Origin of the sequence: Nonomuraea jiangxiensis, assembly GCF_900099965.1 — a bacterium.
Classification (GTDB): Bacteria; Actinomycetota; Actinomycetes; order Streptosporangiales; family Streptosporangiaceae; genus Nonomuraea; species Nonomuraea jiangxiensis.
Genome location: NZ_FNDJ01000021.1, coordinates 12,612 through 38,407 on the forward strand (window position 1 = coordinate 12,612; position 25,796 = coordinate 38,407).

At 72.7% G+C, this 25,796-nt stretch carries 29 protein-coding genes; 15 read left to right on the forward strand and 14 right to left on the reverse strand.

Translation table 11 applies throughout. The features are described 5' to 3' along the window. Positions 1 to 224: 224 nt before the first annotated feature. On the forward strand, positions 225 to 734 hold the full coding sequence (locus tag BLS95_RS36900) for a peptide deformylase (RefSeq protein ID WP_245765502.1): 510 nt from the start codon (positions 225 to 227) through the stop codon (positions 732 to 734). An 18-nt stretch (positions 735 to 752) separates the two neighbouring features. Here BLS95_RS36900 and BLS95_RS36905 read toward each other — a convergent pair whose 3' ends face one another. Genes BLS95_RS36905 through BLS95_RS36915 form a run of 3 tightly spaced genes read right to left on the reverse strand, consistent with a single transcriptional unit; the run spans position 753 to position 2,536 of the window. Further along, positions 753 to 998: a WhiB family transcriptional regulator gene (locus BLS95_RS36905; protein ID WP_090942608.1), complete on the reverse strand. Its 246-nt coding sequence runs from the start codon at positions 996 to 998 to the stop codon at positions 753 to 755. Between the two features lie 30 nt (positions 999 to 1,028). Beyond that, complete coding sequence (locus BLS95_RS36910; protein WP_176993582.1) at positions 1,029 to 1,949, reverse strand: glycosyltransferase; 921 nt, start codon at positions 1,947 to 1,949, stop codon at positions 1,029 to 1,031. After that, entirely contained in the window at positions 1,946 to 2,536 is a 591-nt protein-coding gene (locus BLS95_RS36915) for a D-glycero-alpha-D-manno-heptose-1,7-bisphosphate 7-phosphatase (protein ID WP_090942611.1), read from the reverse strand. Before BLS95_RS36915 ends, BLS95_RS36910 begins: the two co-directional genes overlap by 4 nt. 170 nt (positions 2,537 to 2,706) lie before the next feature. Here BLS95_RS36915 and BLS95_RS36920 point away from each other — a divergent pair, with 170 nt between their 5' ends. The 9 genes from BLS95_RS36920 (at position 2,707) to BLS95_RS36960 (ending at position 12,115) form a co-directional block, all read left to right on the forward strand. Then, positions 2,707 to 4,353, forward strand: a complete 1,647-nt coding sequence (locus BLS95_RS36920) for a carbamoyltransferase family protein (protein ID WP_090943064.1) — start codon at positions 2,707 to 2,709, stop codon at positions 4,351 to 4,353. Then, on the forward strand, positions 4,350 to 5,306 hold the full coding sequence (locus BLS95_RS36925) for a glycosyltransferase family 2 protein (protein WP_090942614.1): 957 nt from the start codon (positions 4,350 to 4,352) through the stop codon (positions 5,304 to 5,306). The genes BLS95_RS36920 and BLS95_RS36925 overlap by 4 nt, the downstream gene beginning before the upstream one ends. Further along, positions 5,303 to 6,490 carry a glycosyltransferase family 9 protein gene (locus BLS95_RS36930; protein WP_090942617.1) on the forward strand — a complete coding sequence of 396 codons (1,188 nt, stop codon included), beginning with the start codon at positions 5,303 to 5,305 and terminating at the stop codon, positions 6,488 to 6,490. The genes BLS95_RS36925 and BLS95_RS36930 overlap by 4 nt, the downstream gene beginning before the upstream one ends. Next, positions 6,487 to 7,674: a glycosyltransferase gene (locus BLS95_RS36935; protein WP_090942621.1), complete on the forward strand. Its 1,188-nt coding sequence runs from the start codon at positions 6,487 to 6,489 to the stop codon at positions 7,672 to 7,674. Before BLS95_RS36930 ends, BLS95_RS36935 begins: the two co-directional genes overlap by 4 nt. Before the next feature lie 2 nt (positions 7,675 to 7,676). Next, positions 7,677 to 8,225, forward strand: coding sequence for a D-sedoheptulose-7-phosphate isomerase (locus tag BLS95_RS36940; protein ID WP_090942625.1), 549 nt, complete (start codon positions 7,677 to 7,679; stop codon positions 8,223 to 8,225). Positions 8,226 to 8,290: 65 nt separating this feature from the next. Continuing rightward, positions 8,291 to 9,622: a PfkB family carbohydrate kinase gene (locus BLS95_RS36945; protein WP_090942628.1), complete on the forward strand. Its 1,332-nt coding sequence runs from the start codon at positions 8,291 to 8,293 to the stop codon at positions 9,620 to 9,622. Then, positions 9,619 to 10,293 (forward strand): SDR family oxidoreductase, encoded by a 675-nt coding sequence (locus BLS95_RS36950; protein ID WP_090942631.1) that lies wholly within the window; start codon positions 9,619 to 9,621, stop codon positions 10,291 to 10,293. Before BLS95_RS36945 ends, BLS95_RS36950 begins: the two co-directional genes overlap by 4 nt. Then, entirely contained in the window at positions 10,284 to 11,156 is an 873-nt protein-coding gene (locus BLS95_RS36955; RefSeq protein ID WP_090942635.1) for a glycosyltransferase family 9 protein, read from the forward strand. The genes BLS95_RS36950 and BLS95_RS36955 overlap by 10 nt, the downstream gene beginning before the upstream one ends. Continuing rightward, on the forward strand, positions 11,153 to 12,115 hold the full coding sequence (locus tag BLS95_RS36960; RefSeq protein ID WP_090942638.1) for a UDP-glucuronic acid decarboxylase family protein: 963 nt from the start codon (positions 11,153 to 11,155) through the stop codon (positions 12,113 to 12,115). Before BLS95_RS36955 ends, BLS95_RS36960 begins: the two co-directional genes overlap by 4 nt. Before the next feature lie 17 nt (positions 12,116 to 12,132). Here the strand turns inward: BLS95_RS36960 and BLS95_RS36965 are convergent, their stop codons facing one another. From BLS95_RS36965 to BLS95_RS36990, 6 genes are all read right to left on the reverse strand, one after another. Further along, positions 12,133 to 13,080, reverse strand: coding sequence for an NAD-dependent epimerase/dehydratase family protein (locus tag BLS95_RS36965; RefSeq protein WP_090942640.1), 948 nt, complete (start codon positions 13,078 to 13,080; stop codon positions 12,133 to 12,135). Positions 13,081 to 13,252: 172 nt separating this feature from the next. Further along, positions 13,253 to 14,476 carry a cysteine--1-D-myo-inosityl 2-amino-2-deoxy-alpha-D-glucopyranoside ligase gene (gene mshC / locus BLS95_RS36970; RefSeq protein WP_090942643.1) on the reverse strand — a complete coding sequence of 408 codons (1,224 nt, stop codon included), beginning with the start codon at positions 14,474 to 14,476 and terminating at the stop codon, positions 13,253 to 13,255. 10 nt (positions 14,477 to 14,486) lie between these two features. Further along, entirely contained in the window at positions 14,487 to 15,134 is a 648-nt protein-coding gene (locus BLS95_RS36975; protein ID WP_090942645.1) for an NRDE family protein, read from the reverse strand. Between the two features lie 193 nt (positions 15,135 to 15,327). Next, on the reverse strand, positions 15,328 to 16,089 hold the full coding sequence (locus BLS95_RS36980) for an SCO1664 family protein (RefSeq protein ID WP_090942648.1): 762 nt from the start codon (positions 16,087 to 16,089) through the stop codon (positions 15,328 to 15,330). Then, positions 16,086 to 16,634: a DUF3090 domain-containing protein gene (locus BLS95_RS36985; protein WP_090942650.1), complete on the reverse strand. Its 549-nt coding sequence runs from the start codon at positions 16,632 to 16,634 to the stop codon at positions 16,086 to 16,088. The genes BLS95_RS36980 and BLS95_RS36985 overlap by 4 nt, the downstream gene beginning before the upstream one ends. A 9-nt stretch (positions 16,635 to 16,643) precedes the next feature. Further along, complete coding sequence (locus tag BLS95_RS36990; RefSeq protein WP_090942653.1) at positions 16,644 to 17,330, reverse strand: MSMEG_4193 family putative phosphomutase; 687 nt, start codon at positions 17,328 to 17,330, stop codon at positions 16,644 to 16,646. A 64-nt stretch (positions 17,331 to 17,394) separates the two neighbouring features. Between BLS95_RS36990 and BLS95_RS36995 the strand changes: the two genes are divergently transcribed. Together BLS95_RS36995 and BLS95_RS37000 are read left to right on the forward strand one after the other, a co-directional pair. Continuing rightward, a complete protein-coding gene (locus BLS95_RS36995) occupies positions 17,395 to 18,342 on the forward strand; it encodes an aldo/keto reductase (protein ID WP_090942655.1) in 948 nt (315 codons plus the stop codon). Between the two features lie 127 nt (positions 18,343 to 18,469). Beyond that, positions 18,470 to 19,297 (forward strand): hypothetical protein, encoded by an 828-nt coding sequence (locus tag BLS95_RS37000; RefSeq protein WP_090942658.1) that lies wholly within the window; start codon positions 18,470 to 18,472, stop codon positions 19,295 to 19,297. A gap of 54 nt (positions 19,298 to 19,351) precedes the next feature. Here BLS95_RS37000 and fabI read toward each other — a convergent pair whose 3' ends face one another. Further along, positions 19,352 to 20,113: an enoyl-ACP reductase FabI gene (gene fabI / locus BLS95_RS37005; RefSeq protein ID WP_090942664.1), complete on the reverse strand. Its 762-nt coding sequence runs from the start codon at positions 20,111 to 20,113 to the stop codon at positions 19,352 to 19,354. A 2-nt stretch (positions 20,114 to 20,115) separates the two neighbouring features. Further along, on the reverse strand, positions 20,116 to 20,811 hold the full coding sequence (locus BLS95_RS37010; RefSeq protein WP_090942669.1) for a beta-ketoacyl-ACP reductase: 696 nt from the start codon (positions 20,809 to 20,811) through the stop codon (positions 20,116 to 20,118). A 77-nt stretch (positions 20,812 to 20,888) separates the two neighbouring features. On the opposite strand from BLS95_RS37010, the gene BLS95_RS37015 reads away from it, so the two are divergent. Together BLS95_RS37015 and BLS95_RS37020 are read left to right on the forward strand one after the other, a co-directional pair. Next, positions 20,889 to 22,382, forward strand: coding sequence for a TldD/PmbA family protein (locus tag BLS95_RS37015; RefSeq protein ID WP_090942672.1), 1,494 nt, complete (start codon positions 20,889 to 20,891; stop codon positions 22,380 to 22,382). A 41-nt stretch (positions 22,383 to 22,423) separates the two neighbouring features. Then, the gene (locus tag BLS95_RS37020) at positions 22,424 to 23,806 is read left to right on the forward strand and encodes a metallopeptidase TldD-related protein (RefSeq protein WP_090943067.1); all 1,383 of its coding nucleotides are present in this window, start codon (positions 22,424 to 22,426) and stop codon (positions 23,804 to 23,806) included. Here BLS95_RS37020 and BLS95_RS37025 read toward each other — a convergent pair. From BLS95_RS37025 to BLS95_RS37035, 3 genes are read right to left on the reverse strand one after another with little or no spacing between them, the layout of a single operon-like run. After that, positions 23,731 to 24,048 carry an arsenate reductase/protein-tyrosine-phosphatase family protein gene (locus BLS95_RS37025; protein ID WP_090942675.1) on the reverse strand — a complete coding sequence of 106 codons (318 nt, stop codon included), beginning with the start codon at positions 24,046 to 24,048 and terminating at the stop codon, positions 23,731 to 23,733. The genes BLS95_RS37020 and BLS95_RS37025 overlap by 76 nt on opposite strands. Before the next feature lies 1 nt (position 24,049). After that, complete coding sequence (locus tag BLS95_RS37030; protein ID WP_245765503.1) at positions 24,050 to 25,075, reverse strand: linear amide C-N hydrolase; 1,026 nt, start codon at positions 25,073 to 25,075, stop codon at positions 24,050 to 24,052. Positions 25,076 to 25,117: 42 nt separating this feature from the next. Further along, positions 25,118 to 25,330: a dodecin gene (locus BLS95_RS37035; protein ID WP_090942682.1), complete on the reverse strand. Its 213-nt coding sequence runs from the start codon at positions 25,328 to 25,330 to the stop codon at positions 25,118 to 25,120. A gap of 99 nt (positions 25,331 to 25,429) precedes the next feature. Here BLS95_RS37035 and BLS95_RS37040 point away from each other — a divergent pair, with 99 nt between their 5' ends. After that, positions 25,430 to 25,744, forward strand: a complete 315-nt coding sequence (locus BLS95_RS37040; RefSeq protein WP_090942685.1) for a DUF3099 domain-containing protein — start codon at positions 25,430 to 25,432, stop codon at positions 25,742 to 25,744. The last annotated feature ends 52 nt before the right edge of the window (positions 25,745 to 25,796 follow it).

The window sequence follows — 25,796 nt, forward strand, 5'->3', positions numbered from 1 at the left end:
TTCCGCTCGCACGGGCCACTCCAGGTCTTGGGGGATCGTCGGCGTGACGCCGGGCCGGGCCCCGAGCACCCGGCCCGGCATCACAGGCACGTGTGACACAAGTGAGATCACCCTCCGATACTCCTTTCGGGTGGTTTCGCCCCTGGGTCTCCTCTGTTACCGCTGTGCTACAAGACCGGTCCGGCATGGTTGGCCGGCAGGGGCCGGGGGAAATGTTCGTCGTGATGACGCCGCCTATCGGGGAGTTGCGGGTGACGGTCCGGCCTATACGCGTGTTCGACGATCCGGTGCTCCGCACGGTCGCGGCACCGGTCCAGGATTTCGATCGGGAGCTGCGGCAGCTGGTCAAGAGCCTGACCGCGACGATGCGGGCGGGAGCCGGCCGCGCCGGGCTGGCGGCCCCGCAGATCGGCGAGCCGGTGCGGGTGGTGGTCTACTCCTACGACGGCAAGTCGGGCCATCTGGTGAACCCGCGGCTGGAGCTGTCGGAGCGGCGGATCGTCGCCGACGAGGCGTGCCTGTCGGCGCCCGGTGTGTGGTGGCCACTGGAACGTTCCTACATGGTGACGGCGCGTGGCCGTGACATGTTCGGCAAGCCCGTGACCGTGCGGGCGCTGGGCGTGCTGGCCCGGGTGCTGCAGCACGAGACCGACCACCTCGACGGCGTGCTGTTCAGCGATCACCTGGCGGCCGACGAGCGGGCGCGCTTCCTGGAGGCGGCCCTGCCGGGCTGATCCGTGCCGGGGCCGGTCCTATGCCACCGGGAGGTGGCGGGCGAGTTCGCGTCTCTGGGCCGGGTCGGTGCCGCCCCACACACCGTCCGCCTGCCGGGTGGTGAGCGCGTAGTCCAGACACGGCCGGCGCACGGGGCATTCCTGGCAGACATTCTTGGCCCGCTCGACCTGGGACTGGCTCGGCCCCTCAAGGGAGATGGGAAAGAACAGTTCCGGGTCGAAGTCGAGGCAGGCCGCCCTGCGGGTCCAGTCGAGCGTCATCATGCTTCTCGCGCCTACCCAGGTGTCCCGGCGTCATACCTCCGACAGCAGCCGGTCCCAGTCGGCGAGGAACCGGGCGAGCCCGTAGCGGGCCAGCGCGGCGGCCCTGGCGGCCTTGCCGGCCTGGCTCGCGCGCTCGGGGTCTGCCACGAAGGCGTGCAGGGCGTCGGCGAGCACGTCCACCCGGGTGGACAGGACGCCCGCCTCCGGCGGCACCGCCTCGACGGCCTCGGTGGCGGCCAGCGCGACCACCGGCAGCCCCAGGGTCATGGCCTCGATGAGGGCCAGCCCGAGCGAAGTCCAGCGGTAGGGGTGCAGGTACACGCGGCGCCGGGCGAGCTCGGCGTGCATGACGTGCTGGGGCAGGTCCTCGTGGGTGGTGTACGGGAGCCCGGCCACCTTCATCCCGAACACGTCGAGGGGCACCCGGGCCGCGAAGCGCGGCAGCAGGTCGGTCCCGGCGACCCTGGCGCGGCGTACCGGCTCGTTGACCACCACGCCCGCCCTGGGCAGCTCCCCGGTGTAGCGGTGGCCGGGGTCGGGCACGCCGTGCTCGATGACGCGCGTGGGCGCCCGGCCGTTGTCCCAGTAGAGCTCGTTGAAGTGGGTGACGTGCACCAGCGTGAGGTCGGTCCGGCCGGCCAGCGGGTGCCGGGCGCGCGGCACGTCACCCGCGGGGGTGTTGTGCTCGACGTACACGCCGGGCACGTCCCGGCCGAGCCATTCGCGGGCCAGCTCCAGCTCGTGCGGGCGCTGGTGGACGACCACGTCGACGGGTTCGTCGCGAAGCCGGTCCCACGGCACCTCGCGCACCGAGGCGGGCCAGTCGTACGTGCGCGCCCGTCCCCGGCCGTCGGGACCGCGATCGGGGACGAGGGGAAGCGTGTAGTCGTGCCCGCCCTGGACGAAGGCGTTGGTCCACGAGCCGTGGACGTGCCACAGGAGGATCCTCACCAGCGGCTCCAGCCCATCGCCCGGGCCCAGGGCGCCGACACGGCCGGCACCGGTCCTGCCACGTCGCTGAGCACGCGGTCCACGACGTCGGTGAGGTCGTCCGCGACCTCGGCGGCCTCCTCGATCTCCTCCAGGCGGGTCTGCGGGGTCGGGACGAGGATGCCGCGGGCTCCCGCCGCCCTGGCCGCCTCCATGTCCCTGCCGATGTCCCCCACGACCACGCAGTCCCGGGGGCTGACGTCGAGCACGGCGGCCGCCCTGATCACGAGCCCGGGCGCGGGTTTGCGGCACGTACAGCCGTCGTTGTCGTCGTGGACGCAGATCGCCCACGCGTCGAACGGCCCGAGCAGCTCCTCCACCCTGGCGTTCACCTGGTCCATGTCATCCGGCGTCAGCAGTCCCCTGGCCACGCCGGACTGGTTGGTGACCACGGCCACCGGCACGTCGGCCCGGCGGAGCCTGCCCAGCGCCTCCACGGCACCCGGCATGGGCTCGACGAGGGCCGGGTCACCGTTGTACGGCACGTCCCTGATCAAGGTCCCGTCCCGGTCGAAGAGAACGGCGCCGGGACGTCGCTTCTCGAACAACTCTCACCTCCGTAACGTGCCGGGCAGCTACCCGTGGGCCGACTCGGCAAACAACTACTGACAGTGACCAACCCCAGGCGATATGGCCTGTTTTGGCTGGTATCGGAGGTGGCCAGGTTTGAGAACCACTTCTCTCGGTAGCGGTTCTCGGCAGCGCATGGGGAGGAATGATGAAATTTCTTGGCATCAATGCGATCTTTCACGACCCGTCCGCGGCGCTCGTGGTCGACGGTGAGATCGTCGCCGCGGCGGAGGAGGAGCGCTTCAGCCGCCGCAAGCACGGCAAGCGGCCACTGGTGTTCTCCGCGTGGGAGCTGCCGGAGCAGGCCGCCGCGTGGTGCCTGCGCCAGGCCGGGCTCGGTCCCGAGGACCTCGACGCCGTGGCCTACTCCTACGACCCCACGCTGGTGACCGGACGGCCGGACGGCGACTGGGAGGATTTGCGCACGAGGTACGCGGTGCGCGCCCCCGCCTTCCTCTCCACGGCGCTGCCGGGGCTGGACCCCGGCCGGGTCACGTACGTGCCGCACCACGTCGCGCACGCCGCCTCGGCCGGGCTGGCCTGCCGGTGGTCGGGGACGGCGGGGCGGGACTGCGCGGTGCTGGTGTGCGACGGGCGCGGCGAGAACGTGTCCCACCTGGCGGGCCGCTACCGCGACGGCGAGCTGGAGGTGCTGGCCGCCCAGGAGCTGCCGCACTCGCTCGGCCTCATGTACGAGGACGTCACCGAACACCTGGGTTTCCTGCGCTCCAGCGACGAGTACAAGGTGATGGCGCTGGCCTCCTACGGCCGGCCGCGGCACCTGGAGTCGTTGCGGGAGCTCATCTACCCGACCGGTGACGGCGGTTTCCGGGTCGAGCCGATCGACTGGGGCGGCTACGCCAAGGCCCTGCCCAAGGACGCGCCCTGGACCTCCGACCACGCCGACCTGGCCGCCAGCGTGCAGGCGCGGCTGGAGGAGGTGCTGCTGGAGCTGGCCCGCTGGCTGCACGAACGCACCGGCGAGCGGCGGCTCGCCCTGGCCGGCGGGGTGGCGCTGAACTGCGTGGCCAACACCCGACTGCTCGCCGAGGGGCCGTTCGACGAAGTGTGGGCGCAGCCCGCCGCGGGCGACTCGGGCACGGCGCTGGGCGGGGCGCTGCACCTGTCCCAGGCGCACGGCGAGCCGGCCGGTCCGATGCCGGGCGTGGCGCTCGGGCGGGGGTTCACCGACGAGGAGCTGGGGGCCTGGCTGGACGTGGCCCGGGTGCCGCACACCCGGCCCGCCGACCTGGCCGCCGCCGTGGCGGCCGAGCTGGCCGCCGACCGGATCGTGGCCTGGTTCCAGGGGCGTTCCGAGTACGGGCCGCGCGCGCTCGGCCACCGGTCGCTGCTGGCCCATCCCGGGTACGCGCACAACACCGAGCGGCTGAACGACGTCAAGGGGCGCGAGCAGTTCAGGCCCGTCGCGCCGATGGTGCTGGAGTCGCGGGCCGCCGGGATCTTCGGGCGGGGGCCGGTGCCGTCGCCGTACATGCTGTTCGTGCACGACGTGCACCCCGACTGGCGGGACCGCATTCCCGCGGTGGTGCACGTGGACGGGACGGCGCGCGTCCAGACGGTCTCGCCGGCCGAGGAGCCGCTGATGGCGCGGGTGCTGGCCGAGTTCGAGACGCGGACGGGGCTGCCCGTGGTGGTCAACACCAGCCTGAACACGGCCGGGCGGCCCATGGTGGACGATCCGCGGGACGCGCTGGAGTGCTTCGGGTCCGCGCCGGTGGACGTGCTGGCGCTGGGGCCGTACCTGGTGCGGCGCGAGGAGGTGTTCGCCTCGTGATCACCGTGGTGATCCCCACGGTGGGGCGGCCGACGCTGCGCGCCACGCTCGCGGCCGTGGGCTCCGCGCTGCCGGTGATCGTGGTGGACGACCGGCCCGGCGCCGCCACCGGCCTGACGGGGCTGCCCGCCCACGTGCGGGTCGTACGGTCCGGCGGCCGGGGACCGGCTGCGGCGCGCAACGCCGGGTGGCGGGCCGCGGACACACCCTGGGTGGCCTTCCTGGACGACGACGTGATCCCCGCGCCGGGGTGGGCCGAGGCGGTCTGGAAGGACCTGGTGGACCTGCCCGCCGACGTGGCGGGCAGCCAGGGACGCATCGTGGTGCCGCCGCCCGCCGGCCGGGCGCCGACGGACATCGAACGGCACACGGCCGGGCTGGCCTCCGCGCTGTGGGTGACGGCCGACATGGCCTACCGGCGCTCGGTGCTGGAGTCGCTGGGCGGGTTCGACGAGCGGTTCCCGAGGGCGTACCGGGAGGACGCCGACCTCGCGCTGCGGGCCGGACGGGCGGGGCACCGGCTGGTCCGGGGCGGGCGGGTGACGGAGCATCCGGTGCGCGCGGACGGGTTCTGGGCGAGCGTGCGCTTCCAGCGGGGCAACGCCGACGACGCGCTCATGCGGCGCCTGCACGGCCCGCGCTGGCGCGCGGACATCGGCGGCGCGCGGGGCCGGTTGCCGTCGCACGCGCTGACGACCGCCGCGGGCCTGGCGGCGGTGACCCTGGCCCTGGCGGCGGGCTCCGGGCGGGCGGGCGGTGGTCGTGGCGTGAAGGTGGCGGCGGGGCTCGCGGCCGGCCTGTGGGGGGTGCTGACCTGCGAGTTCGCCTGGCGCCGGATCGCGCCGGGGCCGCGTACCGCCGCTGAGGTGGCGCGGATGGCCGTCACCAGCGTGGTGATCCCGCCGGTCGCCTGCGCGCACCGGCTGCGGGGGGAATGGAGGGTGCGCGGATGAACGCTCGCATCCCGGGAACGGGGCCGCGCGGCCGGCGGCCCCGCGGTGCCGCGACCGGCCGGACGGCGGAGGCGCCCGCGACCGGCGCCACCGCCGCGCCCGCGACCCGCGCGGCCTCCAACCCCTCGGCCCGCCGCGGTGCCGGAGGGCGGGGACGGGGGCGGGTGCTGGTGGCGCGGCTGGACGACGCCGGTGACGTGCTGCTGGCCGGGCCCGCCGTCAGGGCCGTGCGTACGCTGGCCCGCGAGGTGGTGTTCCTGGCCGGGCCGAACGGCCGGGCCGCCGCCGAACTGCTGCCCGGTGTGGACCGCGTGATCGAGTGGCGGGCGCCGTGGATCGACCACACGCCGCCGCCCGTCACCGAGGACCAGGTCGCCGCCCTGGTGACCGCCCTGCGCGGGCTGGACGAGGCGGTCGTGCTGACCTCGTTCCACCAGTCGGCGCTACCGCTGGCACTGCTGCTCAGGCTGGCCGGGGTGGGCCGGATCACGGCGATCAGCAACGACTACCCGGGCTCCCTGCTCGACGTCCGGCACGTCTTTGACGAGAGCGTCGACGTGCCGGAGGCCGAGCGCATGCTGGCGGTCGCCAGGGCGGCCGGGTTCGAGCTGCCGAAGGGCGATGACGGCAAACTCGCTGTTCAGCGGCCCTTGCCGGATATCGGCCACTTTCTGGGGCACCAGGTAGGCGTCGGCGCCCCTGCCGACAAAGGCGCGTACGTCGTGGTGCACCCAGGGACCTCGGCCCCCGCCCGTACCTGGCCCGCCGACCGGCATCGGCAGGCCGTACGGGAGCTGGTCGAAGACGGGCATCGAGTCGTCGTGACCGGAACAGAACGTGATCTCACCGCCTACGTCGCCGGCGACCTCGCCACCGATCTCGGCGGTGTGACCACGTTCGCCGAACTGGCCGCCGTGATCGAACGCGCCGGAGTGCTCGTGGCCGGCAACACGGGCCCGGCGCACCTTGCCGCGGCGGTCGGCACACCGGTCGTGAGCCTGTTCGCCCCCGTCGTCCCGGCCGCGCGGTGGGCTCCGTACGGCGTGCCCGTGACGATGCTCGGTGACCAGCAGGCGTCCTGCCGCGGAAGCAGGGCGCGCGACTGCCCGGTGGCCGGGCATCCGTGCCTGTCCCAGGTGACCAGTGAGCAGGTGGTCAAGGCAGTGAGGGAGCTGACTCAGTGAAGGTCGATCTCGTCTCCGAGCACGCGGACCCGCTGGCGGCGGTCGGCGGCGTCGACTCGGGCGGTCAGAACGTCCACGTCGCAGCACTCGCCGTCGCGCTGGCCGAGCGCGGGCATTCGGTCGTCATCCACACCCGGCGCTCCTCGGCGTCCCAACCTCAGTCGGTGACCCTGGCGCGTGGCGTCACGGTCGAGTACGTCACCGCCGGTCCCCCGGTCCCCGTCCCGAAGGACGAGCTGCCCCCGTACATACCGGAGTTCACCGCCCGGCTGGCCGGCCGGTGGGCCGAGCGCCGGCCGGACGTCGTGCACGCGCACTTCTGGATGAGCGGGCAGGCTGCGCTGGGGGCGGCCGGCGGGGTGCCGGTGGTGCAGACCTTCCACGCGCTCGGCACGGTCAAGCGGCGCTGGCAGGGCGTGGCGGACACCAGCCCGGCGCACCGGGTCGACACCGAGCGCGAGATCGGCAAGCGGGCCGACGCCGTCATCGCGACCTGCGGCGACGAGGTGCGTGAGCTGTGCGCGATGGGGATTCCCGAGCGGCGCGTCTCGGTGGTGCCGTGCGGGGTTGACCTGTCGGCGTTCTGCCCGGAGGGGCCGGTGGCGCCGCGTCCCGGCGGGGCGACGGTGCTCAGCATCGGCCGGATGGTGCCGCGCAAGGGCGTGGACACCGTGGTCAGGGCGCTGCGCCTGCTCCCCGGCGCGGAGCTGGTGATCGCGGGCGGGCATCCGGACGACGCCGAGGCCGTCAGGCTGCGCGAGCTGGCCGTCGCGAACGGGCTGGAGCACCGGGTGCACGTGCTCGGCAGCGTGCCACGCGAGCACGTGCCCGCGCTGATGCGCTCCGCCGACGTGGTGGTGGCGGTGCCGTGGTACGAGCCGTTCGGCATGGTGCCGATCGAGGCGATGGCGTGCGGCGTGCCGGTCGTCGCCTCGGCGGTCGGCGGGCACCTGGACACCGTCGCCGGCTGCGGCGTGCTGGTGCCGCCGCGCCGCCCACGGGCCCTGGCCAGGGCGCTGCGGGAGGTGCTGGACGATCCCGGCAGGCGGGAGCAGCTCGGGGCGGCGGGGGCGCGGCGGGCCCGCGAGAGGTACGGCTGGGCGCGCGTGGCCGAGCTGACCGAGGCGGTCTACACGCAGGTCATCGATGGCAAGGTCTGCCGTCTGGCTGCCCTGGGGGGTTGATCATGGATGCTCATCTGGAAAAGCTCTCGAACGCCTTGGAGAAGGTCGACGACCACGTCGTCACCATCCGGGCCTGGGGCGGCAAGCTGGCCGGGGTGCTGAGCGCCGGGGGCAGGCTGCTGGCCTGCGGCAACGGCGGCTCGGCGGCCGAGGCGCAGCACCTGACGGCCGAGCTGGTCGGCCGGTTCAGGGACGACCGGCGGCCGTACGCGGCCATCCCGCTGCACGCCGACGGCTCGTCGCTGACGGCCATCGCCAACGACTACGGGGTCGAGGAGGTGTACGCCCGCCAAGTGCGGGCGCACGGCCGCGCGGGAGACGTGCTGCTGTGCCTGTCCACCAGCGGTGGCAGCCCGAACGTGCTGGCCGCCGCCCGGGCGGCGCAGGAGCTCGGGATCGTGTCCTGGTCCATGACGGGTCCCGCGCCGAACCCGCTGGCCGACCTCTGCGACGAGGCGATCGCCGTTCCCGCCGAGGAGACGGCCACCGTCCAGGAGGTCCACCTGGCCCTGATCCACCTCCTCTGCGATGCGCTGGAGGGCGCGCTGTGACGGATCCGCAGCGAAGCGAGGACATCCGCCACAGCACACCGAGCGCAGCTCGACAAAGAGACGCTGTGACGGGGCCGATCGTGGTGGTCGGGGACACCTTGCTGGACGTGGATGTCGAGGGGGCGGCTGAGCGGCTCTGTCCGGATGCGCCGGTTCCGGTGGTCGACGTGGCCGCCGAGCAGGCGCGGCCGGGCGGGGCCGGGCTGGCCGCGCTGCTGGCGGCCCGCGACGGCGCGGACGTCGTGCTCATCACGGCGATCGGCGACGACGCCGACGGCCACCGCCTGTGCGGGCTGCTGTCGGAGGAGGTCGATCTCGTACGGCTGCCGCTGCACGGCCGTACCGTGCGCAAGGCCAGGGTCAGGTCCGGCGGCCAGACGCTGCTCAGGCTGGACACCGGCGACGGCCTGGCCCGGTACGCCCCCAGCCAGGAGGCCCGCGAGGCGATCGCCCGCGCCGGCGTGGTGCTCGTGTCGGACTACGGCAGGGGCGTCGCCAGGATGGCCCGCGAGTTGCTGCGCGACGTGTCCGTACCGGTGGTGTGGGACCCGCATCCCCGGGGCGAGCGGCCGCCACCGGGCTGCGCGCTGCTGACGCCGAGCGAGGCGGAGGCGCGCGGGTGGTGCCCGGGTTACCACGGCCCCGATCAGGCGGCCCGCCGCCTGGTGCGGGACATGCGGGCCGGGGCGGTGGCCGTCACGACGGGAGCGCGCGGGGCCGTACTGGCCGTCGAGGGCGGCCCGCTGACCACGGTGCGGCCGCCGGTGACGGCCGGCGGCCGGGACGCGTGCGGCGCGGGCGACCGGTTCGCCGGCGCCGCGGCGCTGGCGCTGCGCGACGGCGCCGGCGTCGTGGACGCGGTCACCGCCGGCGTGGACGCGGCCTCGCGTTTCGTGGAGCGCGGCGGGGCCGCCGCCGTCCGGGTCCAGGAGCAGCGGCTGGGCGACCGGCCGCGTACGGCGGTCGAGGTGGCCCGGCTGACCCGCGGGTACGGCGGCCGCCTGATCGCCACCGGCGGCTGCTTCGATCTGCTGCACGCGGGCCACGTGAGCCTGCTGCGGCGGGCCAGGGCGCTGGGCGACGCGCTCATCGTCTGCGTCAACTCCGACGACTCGGTGCGCAGGCTGAAGGGCCCCACCCGGCCCATCGTGGACGTGCGCGACCGGGTCGAGGTGCTCAGGGCGCTGAGCTGCGTGGACGCGGTGCAGGTGTTCGAGGAGGACACCCCCGCGGCCGTGATCGAGCTGCTGCGCCCCGACGTGTGGGTGAAGGGCGGCGAGTACGAAGGGGAGCTGCTGCCCGAATCCGAGGTCCTCGGCAGGCTCGGCGCGGAGACCGTCGTGCTGAGCATGCTGCCGGGCCGTTCGACAACGAACCTGATCAGGGAGATCCGATGAACATATTGATCACCGGCGGCGCCTCCGGGCTCGGCCGCGCCACCGCGGAGGCCGTGGAGAAGGAGGGCTGGCGGCCGCTGGTCGTCGACGTCCGCCGGCCGGACCAGCGTTTCGAACATGTCGTCGCCGACCTGGCCGACAGAGGGGAAGCCGAGCGGGCGGTACGCGAGCTCGCCGAGCGCGCCGGCGGGCTGGACGGTGTGGTCACGGCCGCGGGCATCGACGCGTGCGGCCGCCTGGAGGACGTGCCCGCCGCCGACTGGGAGCGGGTCATCCAGGTGAACCTGCTGGGCACGGCCGCCGTCGTGCGGGCGGCGCTGCCGTACCTGAAGCACTCCCGGGGCAAGGTCGTCACCTGCGCCTCCACGCTGGGGCTGCGGCCGCTCAGCGACGCGTCGGCGTACTCGGCGTCGAAGTTCGGCGTGGTCGGCTTCACCAGGGGGCTGGCCATCGAGCTGCGCGGGGAGGTGGGGGTGACGCTGCTCATCCCCGGCGGCATGCGGACGAGCTTCTTCGACGGGCGGCCCGAGCAGTACAAACCGGGGCCGGAGGCAGGGTTGAACGACCCGGCGGACGTGGCGCAGGCGGTGGTGTTCGCGCTGCGGCAGCCGGCCGGATGCGAGGTGAGGGAGCTCGTGGTCTGCCCGTCCACGGAGACGTCATGGCCCTGAACCTGCTCGTGCTGCGCGGGCTCGGCCTGGGCGACCTGCTCACGGCCGTGCCCGCGCTGCGGGCGCTGCGCCAGGCGTTCCCCGGGCACCGGATCACGCTGGCGGCACCGCGGGCGCTGGAGGCCCTGCTGCCGCTGACCGGCGCGGTGGACGCCCAGGTGGACGTGCGGGGGCCGGGTCCGGTGCCGTTCGAGCGGCCGGACATCGCGGTGAACCTGCACGGGCGGGGCCCGCAGAGCATCGACGCGCTGCGGCGCACCGACCCGGGGCGGCTGATCAGCTTCGGCACCGGGCCCGCGTGGCAGGACGGGGTGCACGAGGTGCGGCGCTGGTGCGGCCTGCTGGAGTGGTACGGCATCCGCGCCGACCCCGGGGACCTGACGCTGGGCGTCTCGGACCGGACCGGCCCGGCGATCGTGCACCCGGGGGCGGCCTACCCGGCCCGCCGCTGGCCGCCGGAGCGTTTCGCCGAGGTCGCCGCCGAGCTGGACGACGTGGTCGTCACCGGCAACGCCGAGGAGGTGCCGCTGGCCGAGCGGGTCGCCGAGCTGGCGGGGCTGCCGCCGGAGCGCATGCTGGCCGGGCGTACGTCCCTGGGCGACCTGATCGACCTGGTCAGCAGGTCGAAGCTGGTGGTCTGCGGTGACACCGGCGTGGCGCACCTGGCGACGGCGTTCTGCGTGCCGTCGGTGGTGCTGTTCGGGCCGGTCTCGCCGTCGTTGTGGGGTCCGCCGCCCGGCTGGCGTCATGTGGCGCTGTGGGCGGGGCGGAGCGGTGATCCGCACGGCGAACGGGTGGATCCCGGCCTGCTGCGGATCGAGGTTTCCGAAGTGGTCGACGCTGCCTTGGAGGTCACGTCATGAGGGCTCTGGTCACCGGAGGCGCCGGGTTCCTGGGTTCGTACCTGTGCGAGCGGCTGCTGGACGAGGGGGCGGAGGTGGTCTGCATGGACAGCTTCCTGACCGGCGGGCCGCGCAACGTCGAGCACCTGATCGACCGGCCGGAGTTCCGGATCGTCGAGTGCGACCTGACCGGCTACGTACACGTCGGCGGGCGACTGGACCTGGTCCTGCACTTCGCCTCGGCCGCCTCGCCCGCCGACTACCTGCGCTACCCGATCGAGACCCTGCGGGTGGGCAGCGTCGGCACGCTGCACGCGCTGGGCCTGGCCAGGGAGAAGGGCGCCAGGTTCCTGCTGGCCTCGACCAGCGAGGTGTACGGCGATCCCCTCGAACACCCCCAGCGGGAGACGTACTGGGGCAACGTCAACCCGGTCGGCCCGCGCAGCGTCTACGACGAGGCCAAGCGCTTCGCCGAGTCCCTGACCACCGCCTACCACCACTCGCGCGGCACCGACACCGGCATCGTGCGCATCTTCAACACCTACGGGCCCCGTATGCGGCCCTTCGACGGCCGGGCGATACCGACGTTCATCCGGCAGGCGCTGACGGGCGAGCCGATCACCATCACCGGGGACGGCTCGCAGACGCGCTCCATCTGCTACGTCGACGACACCGTGTCCGGCATCCTGGCCATGGCTCGAAGCGACTTCACCGGCCCGGTCAACATCGGCAACCCGAAGGAGCTGACCATGCTGGAGCTGGCCACGATGATCAGGGACCTGGCCGGGTCGTCGTCGGAGATCGAGTTCATCGACCGGCCGGCCGACGACCCCAAGGTACGCCGCCCCGACACGTCGCTGGCGGCCGAGCGGCTGGGCTGGCAGGCCAGGGTGCCGGCCGAGGAGGGCCTGAAGCGGACGATCGAGTGGTTCTCCGCGGAGCTGGCCACGGCCGAAGGGTTCGAAGAGCTCCAGGTCTGAGCCGCCGGGCCGGGGCTTCAGCGCGGGTTGCCCGCGCGCAGCCAGGCGAGGTAGTCGGCGACGGCCCGCTCGGTGTCGTAGGCGGGCTCGTAGCCGGTGTCCGCGCGCAGCCGGCTGATGTCGAGCCACATCGGCGGGGCGTCGCGGCCCTCGGGCAGGTCCACCCGGGCGTCCGGGACGATCCTCCGGATCGCCGCGGCGACCTCGCCGTTGGTGGTGGCCCGCCCGGAGGCCACGTTGTACGTGCGGTGCCGCAGCCGGTCCGCGAGCTGCAGCAGCGCGATGGCCCGCCCGCAGTCCTTGACGTAGCACAGGTCGGTCCCGTCGCCCGCGCGGCGGCCCGCGATCACCGTGGACAGGTCGGGGACGGTGCCGGCGGCCGCCGCGTGCACGAGCTGCGGCGCGCCGAAGAACCGCGACGGGGTGTGGCCGAGCGGGCCCCAGATGGCGCCGATGCGGTAGTTGACCACGTCGAGGCCCATGGTGCCGGCCAGGTGGTCGCTGATCAGCTCGCCCACCTTCTTGAAGGCCGGGATCGGGTGGCCGGCCGTCAGCGGCAGCGGCACGTCCTCGGGAAGCGGGCTCTCGGCCGTGACGCCGCCGTACACGCCGATCGTGCTGGCCACGCCGACCCGGCGCACCTGCCATTCCCGGGCGGCCTCGAACACGTTGAACAGGGTGTCGAGTGCCCCGCGCGCCCCTTCGAGCGGTTCGTGCGCGCCCGGCGGCCAGGGCATGGATCCAGCGAGGTGCACGATGCCGGTGATGTCGTGGCGGCGGCCGACGTCCAGCAGGGCCTTCAGGTCGGCGAGGTCGGCCTGCTCGACGAAGACGCGGTCGGCGGGGAGGTGGCCGGGGGTCGTGGCGGCCCGGCGCTGGACGAGCACGCAGGACTCGCCCAGGTCGAGCAGCGCGCGGGTGGTGTGCGTGCCGATGAAGCCGAGCCCGCCGGTGATCAGAATCATGAGTCCATCCATCAGAAAGGCGAATAATCAGTACTGCTGACAATCAGCCTAGGGACAGGTGCGGGCGCTGTCCAGGGGCGGCGCTCGTTCAGCGGTTCACGGGCGCATGACAAAGCCCCGCGCCACGAGGTGCGCGGGGCTCAGAGGTGGTGCTGCGACAGCCGGGGGCGGGTCAGAGCGTGATGCCGAACAGGGCGTCGGCCAGGTCCTTGACCAGGGCGGGGGCGGACGCGTCTGGGCCGCCCTCGGCCAGGGCCCGCTCGACCCAGGCGTCGACGGCGGCCACCGCCGCCGGCGAGTCGAGGTCGTCGGCCAGGCGCTCGCGCACCGTGGCCAGCAGGTCACCGGCGCGCGGCGCGGAGGGCAGCGCGACGGCCGAGCGCCACCGCGCCAGCCTGTGCTCGGCGGCGCCGATCATCTCGGGCACGTACTCCCAGTCCGCGCGGTAGTGGTGGGCCAGCAGGACGAGCCGGACGGCCATCGGGTCGTGTTCCCGGCGCAGCTTGGAGACGAAGACCAGGTTGCCCTTGGACTTGGACATCTTCTCGCCGTGGAGGGCGACCATCCCCGTATGCACATAGAGCTTCGCGAACGGCCATTCGCCGGTGGCGGCGTGGCCCTCCGAGGCGCCGCACTCGTGGTGGGGGAAGATCAGGTCGGAGCCGCCGCCCGCGAGGTCGAAGCCGGCGCCCAGGTTGTCGAGGGCGATGGCGCTGCACTCGATGTGCCAGCCGGGGCGGCCCCGGCCCAGGGAGGTGTCCCAGACGGGCTCGCCGGGCCGCTCGGCCCGCCACAGCAGCCAGTCGAGCGGGTGCCGCTTGCCCGGTCGGTCCGGGTCGCCACCGCGCTCGGCGAACAGGGCCAGCATCTGGGCCTCGTCGTAGCCGGACACCTGGCCGAACTTGGGGGCGTCGGCCACGCTGAAGTAGACGTCGCCGTCGAGGTCGTACGTGACGCCCTTGGCGGCGAGCTTGGAGATCAGGTCCGCGACCCGGCCGACGACCTCCGTGACGCCGACGTAGTCGCGCGGCGGCACGATCCGCAGCGCCTCCATGTCGCCGCGGAACAGCTCGATCTCCCGCTCGGCCAGCCGCCGCCAGTCGACGCCGGTCTGGGCCGCCCGCTCCAGCAGCGGGTCGTCGACGTCGGTGGTGTTCTGCGTGTAGTGGACCTCGTGGCCCGCGTCACGCCAGATCCGGCCGACGAGGTCGAAGGCGTGGTAGGTGTTGGCGTGGCCGAGGTGGGTGGCGTCGTAGGGGGTGATGCCGCAGACGTACATCCTGGCGGTCGGGCCCGGGTCGGTCTGCCTCACCTGCTTGGCGGAGGTGTCGTAGAGCCGCAGTGGAACGCTCTCACCTGGGAGTTTCGGGATGTTCGGGGCAGACCACGATCTCATGTCCTTGAGCCTATCTATCCCAATCGGCGGTCAGGTCGGTGAAGTCGTACGTCACACCGTCGGGCGTGAGCGTCACTTCCATCACCGCCAGGGAGGCGAACACGCGGCCGTCGGGCAGCTCGTGCCGGACGATGAGCGCGTCCGGCTCGGACGACGGCTCCGCCGTGATCAGCTCCTTCCAGGGCTCGGTCTCGAACCTGGGCAGGTACGCGGCCACCCGCTCGCTCGCCGGATCCAGACCCGAGTTGACCACCATGCTGGTGCCCTCGGGCAGGCCGGAGGCGGCCGTCCGCCGCCCGTCCCAGCTCAGCAGCCGTACCCCGGCCAGGTCGGCGATCACCAGATGGAAGGGGTCGTAGCGGGTCAGGCCGGCCGTGGGCGGCTCCCCCGTGTACGCCGCCCGCAGCGCCAGATCGCCCCGCGAGACCCTGCTCACCTCCGCGGCGGGCGTGCCGTGGCCGTTGAGCAGGGCGGCGGCACGGCGGGCCACCGGGTTGACGGCCAGCCAGGTGCCGCCCGCCTTGAGGTCGCGCCCGCCGATCACACCCGGGTATTCCGGCCAGTGCTCCCCCGGCCCCTCCCACGGACGGTCGGCGAACTCGTCCCTGACGCCCATGAGCGTCAGCGGCCGCCCGGTTCTCACGATCAGCGTGCACATGGGCAAAGAGTAATAAAAGCGTTCAGGCCGACCGACAGCGGATGCCCCTCAGCCGGGCCGCCGGTCCGCGGGGGGCGCGGGCATGGCAGGGCGGGCCGCCCGGAGCCGAAGTGACCAGGGCGGCGCGGGCATGGCAGGGCGGGCCGCCCGGAGCCGATGTGACCAGGGCGGCCGGTTCTGGCTGGGGCGTGGGCTAGATGGGTGGCCAGGGGATGGCGGGCCAGCCCTCTGACGGGTAGGGGTGCACGCCGGTGTCCAGCAGCCTCCTGACCCGTTGCCAGGTGGCCTCCACCTCGGCCAGCGACAGCAGCTCGCGCAGCCTGCGCCCGAGCGAGCCGGACTCCAGGTCGCGCTCCAGCTTGGCCAGCACCGCCACCGCCTCGCGGGCCAGCGGCTTGCCTCGCCACTGCCACAACACCGTGCGGAGCTTGTCCTCGACGGAGAAGCAGACCCCGTGGTCGACCCCGTAGACGTGCCCGGTGGGCAGCGGCAGCAGGTGGCCGCCCTTGCGGTCGGCGTTGTTGACCACCGCGTCGAACACCGCCATCCGGCGCACGACCGGGTTGCGGCTCCTGACCAGCCGCATGAGGTCGATCTCGCGTTCGGTGTCGATCCAGAGCTGGCACATGCCGGGCCCGAAGGGCCCCTCGCGGTAGACCGTGGGAGGCACGATGCGCCAGCCGGTCGCCTGCGACACCTCGAACGCGGCCACCTCACGGGCGGCGAGGGTGCCGTCGGGGAAGTCCCACAGCGGCCGCTCGCCCCGCACCGGCTTGTAGACGCAGGCGGCCGAGCGGGAGCCCATCTTGACCGAGCAGTAGAGCGTCATGTTGGTGGCCTCGACGAGGCGCCCCGCCACTTCGAGGCGGCCGTCACGCAGCAACGTGAGCGCGTCTTCGTCCGTGACCGGGGGTTGGGTGGGCTTGATGGCCGGTTCGCTCTCCGGAGCGGTCATGAAGCCGCCTCACCCCCGCGGTAGCCGTTGAGCCTGACACAGACGTGCCCGGCGGCGTCGAGCGGCTGTCCGCAGAGGGGGCACGGCGGTCGGCCCGCCGCGACGATCTGGAGGGCCCGCTGGGTGAAGGCACGCGCCGCCCCCGCGCTGATGCGCACACGCAGCACCGCGGGGTCGGGACTCTCAAGGTCGTCCTCGTCGGCGACCTCCTGTGCTTCTATCACCACCTGCGATCTCTCCGCGTCCCAGGCCAGCGCCATGGTGCCGACGCGAAAGTCCTCCGCGACGGGCACGTCGAGAGGCTCCTCGTCCTTCAGGTCGGCCGGGGCCATGGCGGGCACCCCCGCGGTCCCCCCGCTCAGCCGCAGCACCTCGTCGAGCAGCTCGTCGAGCCTGCCCGCCAGCGCGGCGACCTGCAGTTTCTCCAGCGCCACCGTGGTCAGTCTGCCCTCGGCCCTTGCCTGCAGATAAAAGACCCGTGCGCCCGGCTGCCCCAAGGCGCCAGCGACGAACCTCTCTGGTGGGTCGTAGTCGAAGACCGGCATAGCCTGACCTTACGTGGTTCCGGGTCCACCGCCGACGGCGGCATCGCTCCCGGTGATGTTTTCTCCCCCGTCTTTCTCCTCCGAATCCTCAGGAAGCCGCAATTCCCCCATATCGTTAAGCCTGAGAATAAAGGGACGCAAGGGGGCATAGCGAATGACGGTGAGAGCCGCCGGATCAGCTGTTATCCGTTGAAAGTGATCGAGATGGAGGCCCAGAGCGTCCGCGACGATCGCCTTGATCACGTCGCCATGGCTGCAAACCAGGTAGACAGCCTTCTCCCCGAGGCGTTGATTCCACCCCCGGACCGCCGCGACGGCCCGGTGCTGCATCTCGGCCAGCGACTCCCCCTCCGGAAACGTCGCGGCGCTCGGGTGGGCCTGGACGACCTGCCACAACGGCTCCTGGGCGAGCTCCTTCAGTGGCCGGCCGGTCCATGTGCCGTAGCCGCACTCGATGAAGCCCTCGTCGATCGCCACCTCCGTGTCGCGGTCCGCGGCGACCGCCTCGGCCGTTTCCCTGCAGCGTTCGAGCGGGCTGGAGACAATGGCGTCGAGCCTGACGCCCGCGACGCGCCCGGCGAGCGCGGCGGCCTGCGCCCGGCCCGCCTCGCTCAGGTGCACCCCCGGGGTGCGGCCGGCCAGCACCGGCCCGGTGAGATCCGTCAGCCCGTGCCGGGCCAGAAGCAGCGTGGTCACGCATCAAGTGTCGCAGGCGTCGATCACAACGTTTCATCGGCCTGAACGGTAACCTGGCGGGATCATGGAGCAGCGCTATGTCGGCCACAGCGGGCTGTCGGTGTCCCGGCTGGGACTCGGCACGATGACCTGGGGGCGTGACACCGACGGGGACGAGGCGGCGGCCCAGCTCCGCACGTTCCTCGAGGCGGGCGGAAACCTCGTCGACACGGCCGACGTCTACACCGGCGGCGACTCCGAGCGCCTGCTGGGCCGGTTGCTGCGCGACTCCGTGCCCCGCTCGGAGCTGGTGATCTCCACCAAGGCCGTGGTGACGCCGAACGGCCGCAGGCCGCGCGACGCCTCCAGACGCCACCTGATCGCCGCGGTCGACGAGTCGCTCAACCGGCTCGGGCTCGACTACGTCGACCTGTGGCAGCTCCACACGTACGATGCCGAGGTGCCCCTCGAAGAGACCCTGGCCGCGCTGGACGCCATCGTCTCCTCCGGCCGGGCCGTCTACGCGGGCGTCTGCGACTACGCCGGCTGGCAGCTCGCGGCCGCCGCGGTCACCCAGAAGATGATCCCCGGCCGCATCCCGATCACCTCGGCCCAGGCCGAATACTCGCTGCTCGCCCGCGAGCCCGAACGCGAGCTGCTGCCCGCCGCCGCCCACCTCGGCGTCGGCGTGCTGGCCTGGTCACCGCTGGGCCGCGGGGTGCTGACCGGCAAATACCGCACCGGCATCCCCTCCGACTCGCGTGCCGCCACCCCGCACTTCGCCGACTTCGTCCGCCCCTATCTCGACGAGCGCAGCCGCCGGGTCGTCGAGTCCGTCATGACCGCCGCCGACGGGCTCGGCGTCTCCCCCGTGGCCGTGGCCCTGTCCTGGGTGCGCGACCAGCCGGGGGTGGCCTCGGCCATCGTCGGAGCCCGTACGCACGCGCAGCTCACCGGGGCCCTCCCGGCCGAGGACGTCGTGCTGCCCATAGAGATCCGAGAGGCCCTTGATGACGTGTCGTCACTCGACTGACCCGGAAGCGGAGGGACACTCGCGTATCACTACTCGATACCGAATCGCAACTTTACCCGGCAAACGCCTGCGTCTGACGCGCGATGTCCATAAAGATTTCCCCCGGAAGCGACGCAGGAGGGGACGGATGGGGAGCAGAACCGCGATCTCGGCCGGAGTTCTCGCGGTGGCGCTGGCGGCCGTCCCGATGGCGGCTCCGGCCGCGTCGGCGGCAGCGCAGGATTGCACGCGCGACGGGGGTCTGCTCTCGGGAGTGACCAACGCCCTGTGCGACGTCGTGAACGCGGTCACGGGAACCGTGGGCACCCTCACGGGCGGGACGACCGACCCGGTGACCGAAGGCGTGGAGAAGACCACCGACGAGGTGCTGGGCAAGGTCGGCGAGGCCGTGCCGACGGCCGATGCCTCCCCCTCCCGGCGCGCCGACTCCTCACCCGTGCCGACGATCACGAGCGACGGGCTGGTGCCCGAGACGCTCAAGGAGGTGTGCCTGCCGGTGCTGGCCTGCGACGGGCGGGAGGCGGACACGGCCGGCACGCTGTCGCCCACCCCCTCGGCCGGGCACTCGCGCCGGCCGCCGCGTGAGGGGCGCGTGGAGCCGTCGCCGCCGACGCCCACCAGGACGCAGGCGCGGCCGGAGAGCCGGCCGCAGCTCACCGAGACCGCGCGGCCGGTGCAGAAGAAGGAGACGGCCTCGGCGGAGGAGCCGCGGGTCGATCTGCTGTGGCCCAACCCGTTCGCGCACGAGCTGACGGTGCCGATGCAGGACCGGCGGGTGGTCCGGCCGAGCCCTCCCGCCTCCGACGTGCTGGGCACGGCGCTGACGATCGCCCTGCTGGGCTCGGCGGTGCTGGCCACCCGGATCGTGCAGCAGCGGCGGCACCGCAAGGAGCCGGTGGAGTCGATCCCCTTCGAGCCGGCCCGGGCCGGCAACAGCCGCCACCGCCTGGCCTGACCCGCCCCCCCGGACACGGCTCACGCGGCCGGTCCGGGGTGCGGGGTCAGCGGGTCAGCCGATGGCGTGGACGCCGCCGTCCACGTGGACGATCTCGCCCGTGGTGGCAGGGAACCAGTCGGACATCAGGGCGACGCAGGCCTTGGCGGCCGGGGTCGTGTCCGCCAGGTCCCAGCCCAGGGGGGCCTTGTCCGGCCAGCTGTCCTCGAAGTCCTTGAAGCCCGGAATCGACTTGGCCGCCATCGTGCGCAGCGGGCCGGCCGCCACCAGGTTGACCCGGATGTTGTGCGGGCCCAGGTCACGCGCCAGGTAGCGGTTGCAGGACTCCAGGCCCGCCTTGGCCACGCCCATCCAGTCGTAGACCGGCCAGGCCTTGGAGGCGTCGAAGTCGATGCCGACCACCGCGCCGCCCTCCTTCATCAGGGGGAGGCAGGCCACCGCCAGGGACTTGAAGGAGTAGGTGGAGACCTGGACGGCGGTGGCGACGTCTTCCCAGGAGGTGTGGAGGAAGTTGCCGCCGAGGGCCGTCTGCGGGGCGAAGGCGATCGAGTGGACCACGCCGTCGAGGCCGTCCACGTGCTCGCCCACCCGGGCCGCCAGGGTGTCGAGGTGCTCGGTGTTCTGTACGTCGAGCTCCAGGACGGGCGCCGGGCCCGGCAGGCGCTTGGCGATGCGCTCCACCAGGCTCAGGCGGCCGAAGCCGGTGAGCACGACCGTGGCGCCCTCCTCCTGGGCCAGCCTGGCCACCGAGAACGCGATCGAGGCGTCCGTGAGGACGCCGGTGACCAGGATCCGCTTGCCTTCGAGAATTCCCACCGTCAGTGCCCCATTCCGAGTCCGCCGTCGACCGGGATCACGGCCCCGGTGATGTAGGAGGCGTCGTCGCCTGCCAGGAAGCGGACGACGCGTGCCACCTCTTCGGGCCTGGCCTGCCGCCCGAGAGGGATGGTGGAGACGATCGTGTCGTGGTCGAGCTCGGCCGTCATGTCGGTGGCGACGAAGCCGGGCGAGACCACGTTCACGGTGATGTTGCGCGAGCCGTATTCGCGCGCCAGCGAGCGGGCGAAGCCGATCAGGCCCGCCTTGGAGGCGGCGTAGTTGGCCTGGCCCGCCTGGCCGGACAGGCCGATCACGGAGGAGATGAGGATGATCCGGCCGCGCTTGAGCCTCATCATGGGCCGGATGGCCCGCTTGGCGACGCGGTAGGCGCCGGTCAGGTTGGTGTCGATCACGTCGGTGAAGGTGTCTTCCTTCATCATCGCCAGCAGCGTGTCCTTGGTGACGCCGGCGTTGGAGACGAGCACCTCGACCGGGCCCTGCTGGGCCTCGACCTTGTCGAACGCGGCCTCGACGTCGGCCGTGCTCGTGACGTCACAGCGCACGCCGAACAGGCCCTCGGGCGGCTCCCCCGATCGGTAGGTGACGGCGACGGCGTCGCCGTTCGCGGAGAGTTCACGGGCGATGGCGAGGCCGATGCCCCGGTTGCCCCCGGTGACGAGTACAGAACGTGCCATGGCATCTGACGCTATCCCCTACCGGCGAGTATCCGCTTGTCCGGGTGGCACAAGATCACAGGGTTAGGATCGTGGACATGCGCCAGATCGATCCCGACTTCCTGGAACTGCCGCTGCGGCGGCTCGCGGACGCCGCTCTCCAGCGCGCCCGCGACCTCGGCGCCGAGCACGCCGATTTCAGGCTCGAACGTGTACGAGCGGAGACGCTCAGTCTCTATGATGCCCGGCTCGAAGGCGCCATGGACGCTGACGACCTCGGCTACGCCGTCCGCGTCGTCAAGGGCGGCACCTGGGGGTTCGCCGCGGGCATCCACCTGACCGCCGAGGCGGCCGCCACGGTGGCCGAGCAGGCGGTGCGGGTGGCGGAGGTGAGCGCGCCCGTCAACCGGGAGCCCATCGAGCTGGCCCAGGAGCCGGTGCACGCCGAGGCCGTGTGGGTGTCGGCCTACGACGTCGACCCGTTCGAGGTGGCCGCGGCCGAGAAGGTGAGCCTGCTGGCGGAGTGGTCGGCCGGGCTGCTGCAAGGCGCCGACCACGTCTCCGCGCGGCTGCTGCAGGTCAAGGAGCAGAAGTTCTACGCCGACACCGCCGGCACGGTCACCACGCAGCAGCGGGTGCGGGTTTACCCGAGGCTCAACGCGATGAAGGCGGGCGAAAGCGGCTTCGACGACATGTCGACCATCGCGCCGCCGGTCGGCCGCGGCTACGAATACCTGACGGGCACCGGCTGGGACTGGCAGGCCGAGCTGGCCAGGCTGCCCGAGCTGCTGGCGGAGAAGCTGGCGGCGCCCTCGGTCGAGGCCGGCGACTACGACCTGGTGATCGACCCGTCCAACCTGTGGCTGACGATCCACGAGTCCGTCGGCCACGCCACCGAGCTGGACCGGGCGCTCGGCTACGAGGCGGCCTACGCGGGCACCAGTTTCGCCACGTTCGAGCAGCTCAACGAGCTGGTCTACGGCTCGCCGGCGATGAACGTGACCGGCGACAGGACGGTGACGCACGGCCTGGCGACGGTCGGGTTCGACGACGAGGGCGTGCAGGGGCAGAGCTTCGACATCATCAAGGACGGCATCCTGGTGGGCTACCAGCTCGACCGGCGGATGGCGCTGATGCAGGGGTTCGGGCGGTCCAACGGGTGCGCGTTCGCCGACTCGCCGGGGCACATGCCGATCCAGCGCATGGCCAACGTGTCGCTGGCCGCGGCGCCCGGCGGGCCGTCGACCGACGGGCTGATCGCCGGGGTCGAGCGCGGCCTCTACATCGTCGGTGACAAGAGCTGGTCGATCGACATGCAGCGCTACAACTTCCAGTTCACCGGGCAGCGGGCGTACCGGATCCTGAACGGGAGGCTGGCCGGGCAGGTCAGGGACTTCGCCTACCAGGCGACGACGACGGACTTCTGGCAGTCGATGGAGGCCGTCGGCGGGCCGGGCACCTACGTGCTCGGGGGCGCGTTCAACTGCGGCAAGGGCCAGCCGGGGCAGGTCGCGCCGGTCAGCCACGGCTGTCCGGCGGCGCTGTTCAGGGGCGTGCGGATCCTCAACACCGTGCAGGAGGGTGGAAAGTGAGCGAGCTCGGCGAGCGCGGATTCCCGGAGGGAACGCCCGGCATGCCGGTCCAGGTCTCTCCGCAGGGGATGGTGGAGCGGGCGCTGGAGCTGTCCGCCAATGACGGTTGCGTGGTGCTGGTGGACGAGGAGTCCACGGCCAACCTGCGGTTCGCGGGCAACACGCTGACGACCAACGGCGTGGCCCGGTCGTCCCGGCTGACCGTGATCTCGATCGCGGGGCAGGGGGTCGGGGTGGTGTCGCGGGCGGCCGTACGCGAGGAGCAGCTCGCCGACGTGGTGGCCGCGGCCGACGCGGCGGCACGCGCGGCGCAGCCCGCCGAGGACGCCCGCGCGCTCGTCGAGGGCGTGCCGGCCTCACCGCACTGGGACGAGGAGATACGGCCGACCGACTTCGGGGTGTTCGAGAGGTTCGCGCCCGCGCTCGGCGAGGCGTTCGCGGACGCGGAGGCGGGCGGCAGGAGACTGTACGGATTCGCGGAGCACTCGCTGACCTCGACGTTCCTCGGCACGTCCAGCGGCCTGCGGCTGCGGCACGACCAGCCCACCGGGCGGCTGGAGCTCAACGCCAAGTCCTCCGACCTGAAGCGCTCGGCGTGGACGGGCGTGTCCACGCGGGACTTCACGGACGTGGACGTGACCGCGCTCGGGTCCGCGCTCGCGCGGCGCCTGGACTGGGGCAGGACCAGGGTGGACCTGCCCGCGGGGCGCTACGAGACGCTGCTGCCGCCGGGCGCGGTGGCCGACCTGATGATCTACATGTACTGGTCGTCGGGGGCCAGGGACGCGCTCGACGGGCGTTCGGTGTTCTCCAGGCCGGGCGGCGGCACGCGGGTGGGCGAGCGGCTCGCCACGCTGCCCGTGTCGCTGTCCAGCGATCCGGGCGCGGCGGGGATCGCGTGCGCGCCGTTCGTGGCGGCGCACGCCTCCGGCCGGGACAGCTCGGTCTTCGACAACGGGCTGCCGCTGGGGCCGACCGACTGGATCAGGGACGGGCGGCTGGAGGCGCTGCTGCAGACGCGCTACTCGGCGGAGCTGAGCGGGCTGGCGGTGACGCCGGGGATCGACAACCTGATCATGGAGGGGCCGGCCGGCGGGCGGTCGCTGGAGGAGATGATCGCCGGCACCCGGCGCGGGCTGCTGGTCACCTGCCTGTGGTACATCCGGGAGGTCGATCCGCAGACGCTGCTGCTGACGGGGCTGACCAGGGACGGGGTCTACCTGGTCGAGAACGGCGAGGTGGTCGGCGAGGTGAACAACTTCCGGTTCAACGAGAGCCCGGTGGACCTGCTCGGGCGGATGACCGAGGTGGGGGCGAGCGAGCGCACGTTGCCCCGGGAGTGGAACGACTACTTCCAGCGCACGGTCATGCCCGCGGTGCGGGTGCCGGACTTCAACATGTCGACGGTCAGCCAGGCGAGCTGAGCGGCCCGGCGCGGGTGGCGGCGCTCGGCGGCCGGGTCGAGGCCCAGCCGGTCGAGCGTCGTGATCGCGTGCGGCGCCATGGCGTGGCCGGTCGGTGCGGACACCCCCGCGCCGGCCACCGTCATGGGAACGGCCATGGGCTGGGCCGTGGAGCGGAGCATCGCCCGGGTGATCACCTCCGCCATCGCGGAGCGGCAGATGTCCGCCGTGCAGACCGGCAGGATGCCGAACTCGTCGCTCACGCTAGCCGCTGCCGCCCGCCGCCGAGAGGCGCACGTCGTGCACGCGGTCCCACTTCTGAGCCGTGACGAGCCGGGCGGTGAGGTCGTCCTGGTCGTAGACGACCGACCACCTGGTGTGCACCTGGGCGACCCTCCTGAGCAGCTCCATCGCCTCGGTCCCCGCGCCTTCGGCGAGCTTGCGGTAGCGGGCGTCGGACAGCTTGGCGGCCCGGTCGGCGCCGGTCATCGTGATGTTGGTGAGATAGCGGTCGTCGATGACGTTGAGGCGGCCCTCGCCGAATTCGACGACCGCGGACCTGCCCGCCCGGTCGGCGATCAGGTAGTGGAGCTGGGGGCCGCCGGTGAAGTCCAGGTTGTAGCGGCCCATCAGGGCGATCGCCTCGGACACGGTCGCGGCCCGGTCGAGGATCAGCCTGATGATCCGCACGCCGCTCACGGTGGTGCGGCCCGGGGCCGGGTCGGGTAACCGCGCGTCGGGCGCCTGGGCCAGGCCGATGACGAGCCCCTGCTCGTTCATGCCGTCGAACGGGGTCAGCACCGCGTGCGCCAGCCGCCGCCGGTCCTGCGGGGCGCTCAGGTCCGGCTTGGCCCCCGGCGGGAACAGGTAGGAGACGTCGGCCATGGACACCGAGGCGTAGCCGTCCCGCGGGTCGTTGTGGACGATCATGGCGGGGTTGGGGTCCCAGTCGAAGTTCCTGCCGAACTCGCCGGGGCGGTGGAACAGCGAGCACGCCCAGCCGTCCCCGCGCCGGGCCAGCTCCGCCTCGGTGAGCGGGGCCTCGGCGTCGTAGCGGCCGTGGTAGGTCATCTCGTACAGCGGCATGTCGTCCACCTGGCGCAGGGTGGCCGCCGTCCGGCTGATCTCGTCCCGCGTCTGGCTGAGAACCTCCTGGACGGCCGCGGAGGGGGGCGCCGGCCGCGCGGAGCGGCTCAGCGGCACCGGAGCCTCTGAGGGGCTCTCAGGCGCGCATGCCGCCGCTGACGCCAGCACGAGGGCCGACAACACCGCCACCGCAGGGGTTCGCATGGTCGTAGTGTGCCTTCCGGCGCCCGCCGTGTCACCCGTGGATCACGCGTCCTCGAGGCGGAAGCCCACCTTCATGCCGACCTGGAAGTGCGCGACCTCGCCCGCGTCGAGGTATCCGCGGATCTCCGTCACCTCGAACCAGTCGAGGTGGCGCAGGGTCTGCGAGGCCCGCTTGACCCCGTTGCGGATGGCCTGATCCACGCTTTCCGCCGAGGTGCCCACGATCTCGGTGACCCGATACGTTCGATCCGTCATCTCCACATCCTCCTTACTAGAAGGCCATGATCGCATGACCCTCGTCCCCGTCCAGGGGCGCACTCGCGGGCGGCTCCTCCGAGGTCTACCGTGGAAGGTATGAAGGGGTGGCGTAAGAAGCAGGCTGTCCACCAGGTCACGGACGCCGGGCCGTCGCTGTCGGCCGACATCCGCAAGCGGGAGATCAGCTACCTCATCAAGATGGGCATCCGGACGATCTGCCTGATCCTGGCGGTCGTGGTGCCGGTGCCGTGGCCGTACCGGCTGCTGTTCATCGGGGCGGCGGTCTTTTTGCCATACATAGCCGTAATCGGGGCCAATGAGAGGGGCAAGCCTGCCCCGCCTCCTACCTTTCAGTCGCCTGAGGCTAACCAAACCGAGATACCGCTGCATCGACGCGAGATCGGGTCGTGACTAAGTCTTGACGCATCCCATGGGTTGTAGGTGTACGCTTTAGCCAAGCGCT

Bases quoted from the DNA above. Each gene is read 5' to 3' on its own strand.
- BLS95_RS36900 (WP_245765502.1), top strand. From the start codon at position 225: ATGACGCCGCCTATCGGGGAGTTGCGGGTGACGGTCCGGCCTATACGC.
- BLS95_RS36905 (WP_090942608.1), bottom strand. From the start codon at position 998: ATGATGACGCTCGACTGGACCCGCAGGGCGGCCTGCCTCGACTTCGAC.
- BLS95_RS36920 (WP_090943064.1), top strand. From the start codon at position 2,707: ATGAAATTTCTTGGCATCAATGCGATCTTTCACGACCCGTCCGCGGCG.
- BLS95_RS36930 (WP_090942617.1), top strand. From the start codon at position 5,303: ATGAACGCTCGCATCCCGGGAACGGGGCCGCGCGGCCGGCGGCCCCGC.
- BLS95_RS36940 (WP_090942625.1), top strand. From the start codon at position 7,677: ATGGATGCTCATCTGGAAAAGCTCTCGAACGCCTTGGAGAAGGTCGAC.
- BLS95_RS36950 (WP_090942631.1), top strand. From the start codon at position 9,619: ATGAACATATTGATCACCGGCGGCGCCTCCGGGCTCGGCCGCGCCACC.
- BLS95_RS36955 (WP_090942635.1), top strand. From the start codon at position 10,284: ATGGCCCTGAACCTGCTCGTGCTGCGCGGGCTCGGCCTGGGCGACCTG.
- BLS95_RS36960 (WP_090942638.1), top strand. From the start codon at position 11,153: ATGAGGGCTCTGGTCACCGGAGGCGCCGGGTTCCTGGGTTCGTACCTG.
- BLS95_RS36965 (WP_090942640.1), bottom strand. From the start codon at position 13,080: ATGATTCTGATCACCGGCGGGCTCGGCTTCATCGGCACGCACACCACC.
- mshC (WP_090942643.1), bottom strand. From the start codon at position 14,476: ATGAGATCGTGGTCTGCCCCGAACATCCCGAAACTCCCAGGTGAGAGC.
- BLS95_RS36975 (WP_090942645.1), bottom strand. From the start codon at position 15,134: ATGTGCACGCTGATCGTGAGAACCGGGCGGCCGCTGACGCTCATGGGC.
- BLS95_RS36980 (WP_090942648.1), bottom strand. From the start codon at position 16,089: ATGACCGCTCCGGAGAGCGAACCGGCCATCAAGCCCACCCAACCCCCG.
- BLS95_RS36985 (WP_090942650.1), bottom strand. From the start codon at position 16,634: ATGCCGGTCTTCGACTACGACCCACCAGAGAGGTTCGTCGCTGGCGCC.
- BLS95_RS36995 (WP_090942655.1), top strand. From the start codon at position 17,395: ATGGAGCAGCGCTATGTCGGCCACAGCGGGCTGTCGGTGTCCCGGCTG.
- BLS95_RS37000 (WP_090942658.1), top strand. From the start codon at position 18,470: ATGGGGAGCAGAACCGCGATCTCGGCCGGAGTTCTCGCGGTGGCGCTG.
- BLS95_RS37010 (WP_090942669.1), bottom strand. From the start codon at position 20,811: ATGGCACGTTCTGTACTCGTCACCGGGGGCAACCGGGGCATCGGCCTC.
- BLS95_RS37015 (WP_090942672.1), top strand. From the start codon at position 20,889: ATGCGCCAGATCGATCCCGACTTCCTGGAACTGCCGCTGCGGCGGCTC.
- BLS95_RS37020 (WP_090943067.1), top strand. From the start codon at position 22,424: ATGCCGGTCCAGGTCTCTCCGCAGGGGATGGTGGAGCGGGCGCTGGAG.
- BLS95_RS37030 (WP_245765503.1), bottom strand. From the start codon at position 25,075: ATGCGAACCCCTGCGGTGGCGGTGTTGTCGGCCCTCGTGCTGGCGTCA.
- BLS95_RS37035 (WP_090942682.1), bottom strand. From the start codon at position 25,330: ATGACGGATCGAACGTATCGGGTCACCGAGATCGTGGGCACCTCGGCG.
- BLS95_RS37040 (WP_090942685.1), top strand. From the start codon at position 25,430: ATGAAGGGGTGGCGTAAGAAGCAGGCTGTCCACCAGGTCACGGACGCC.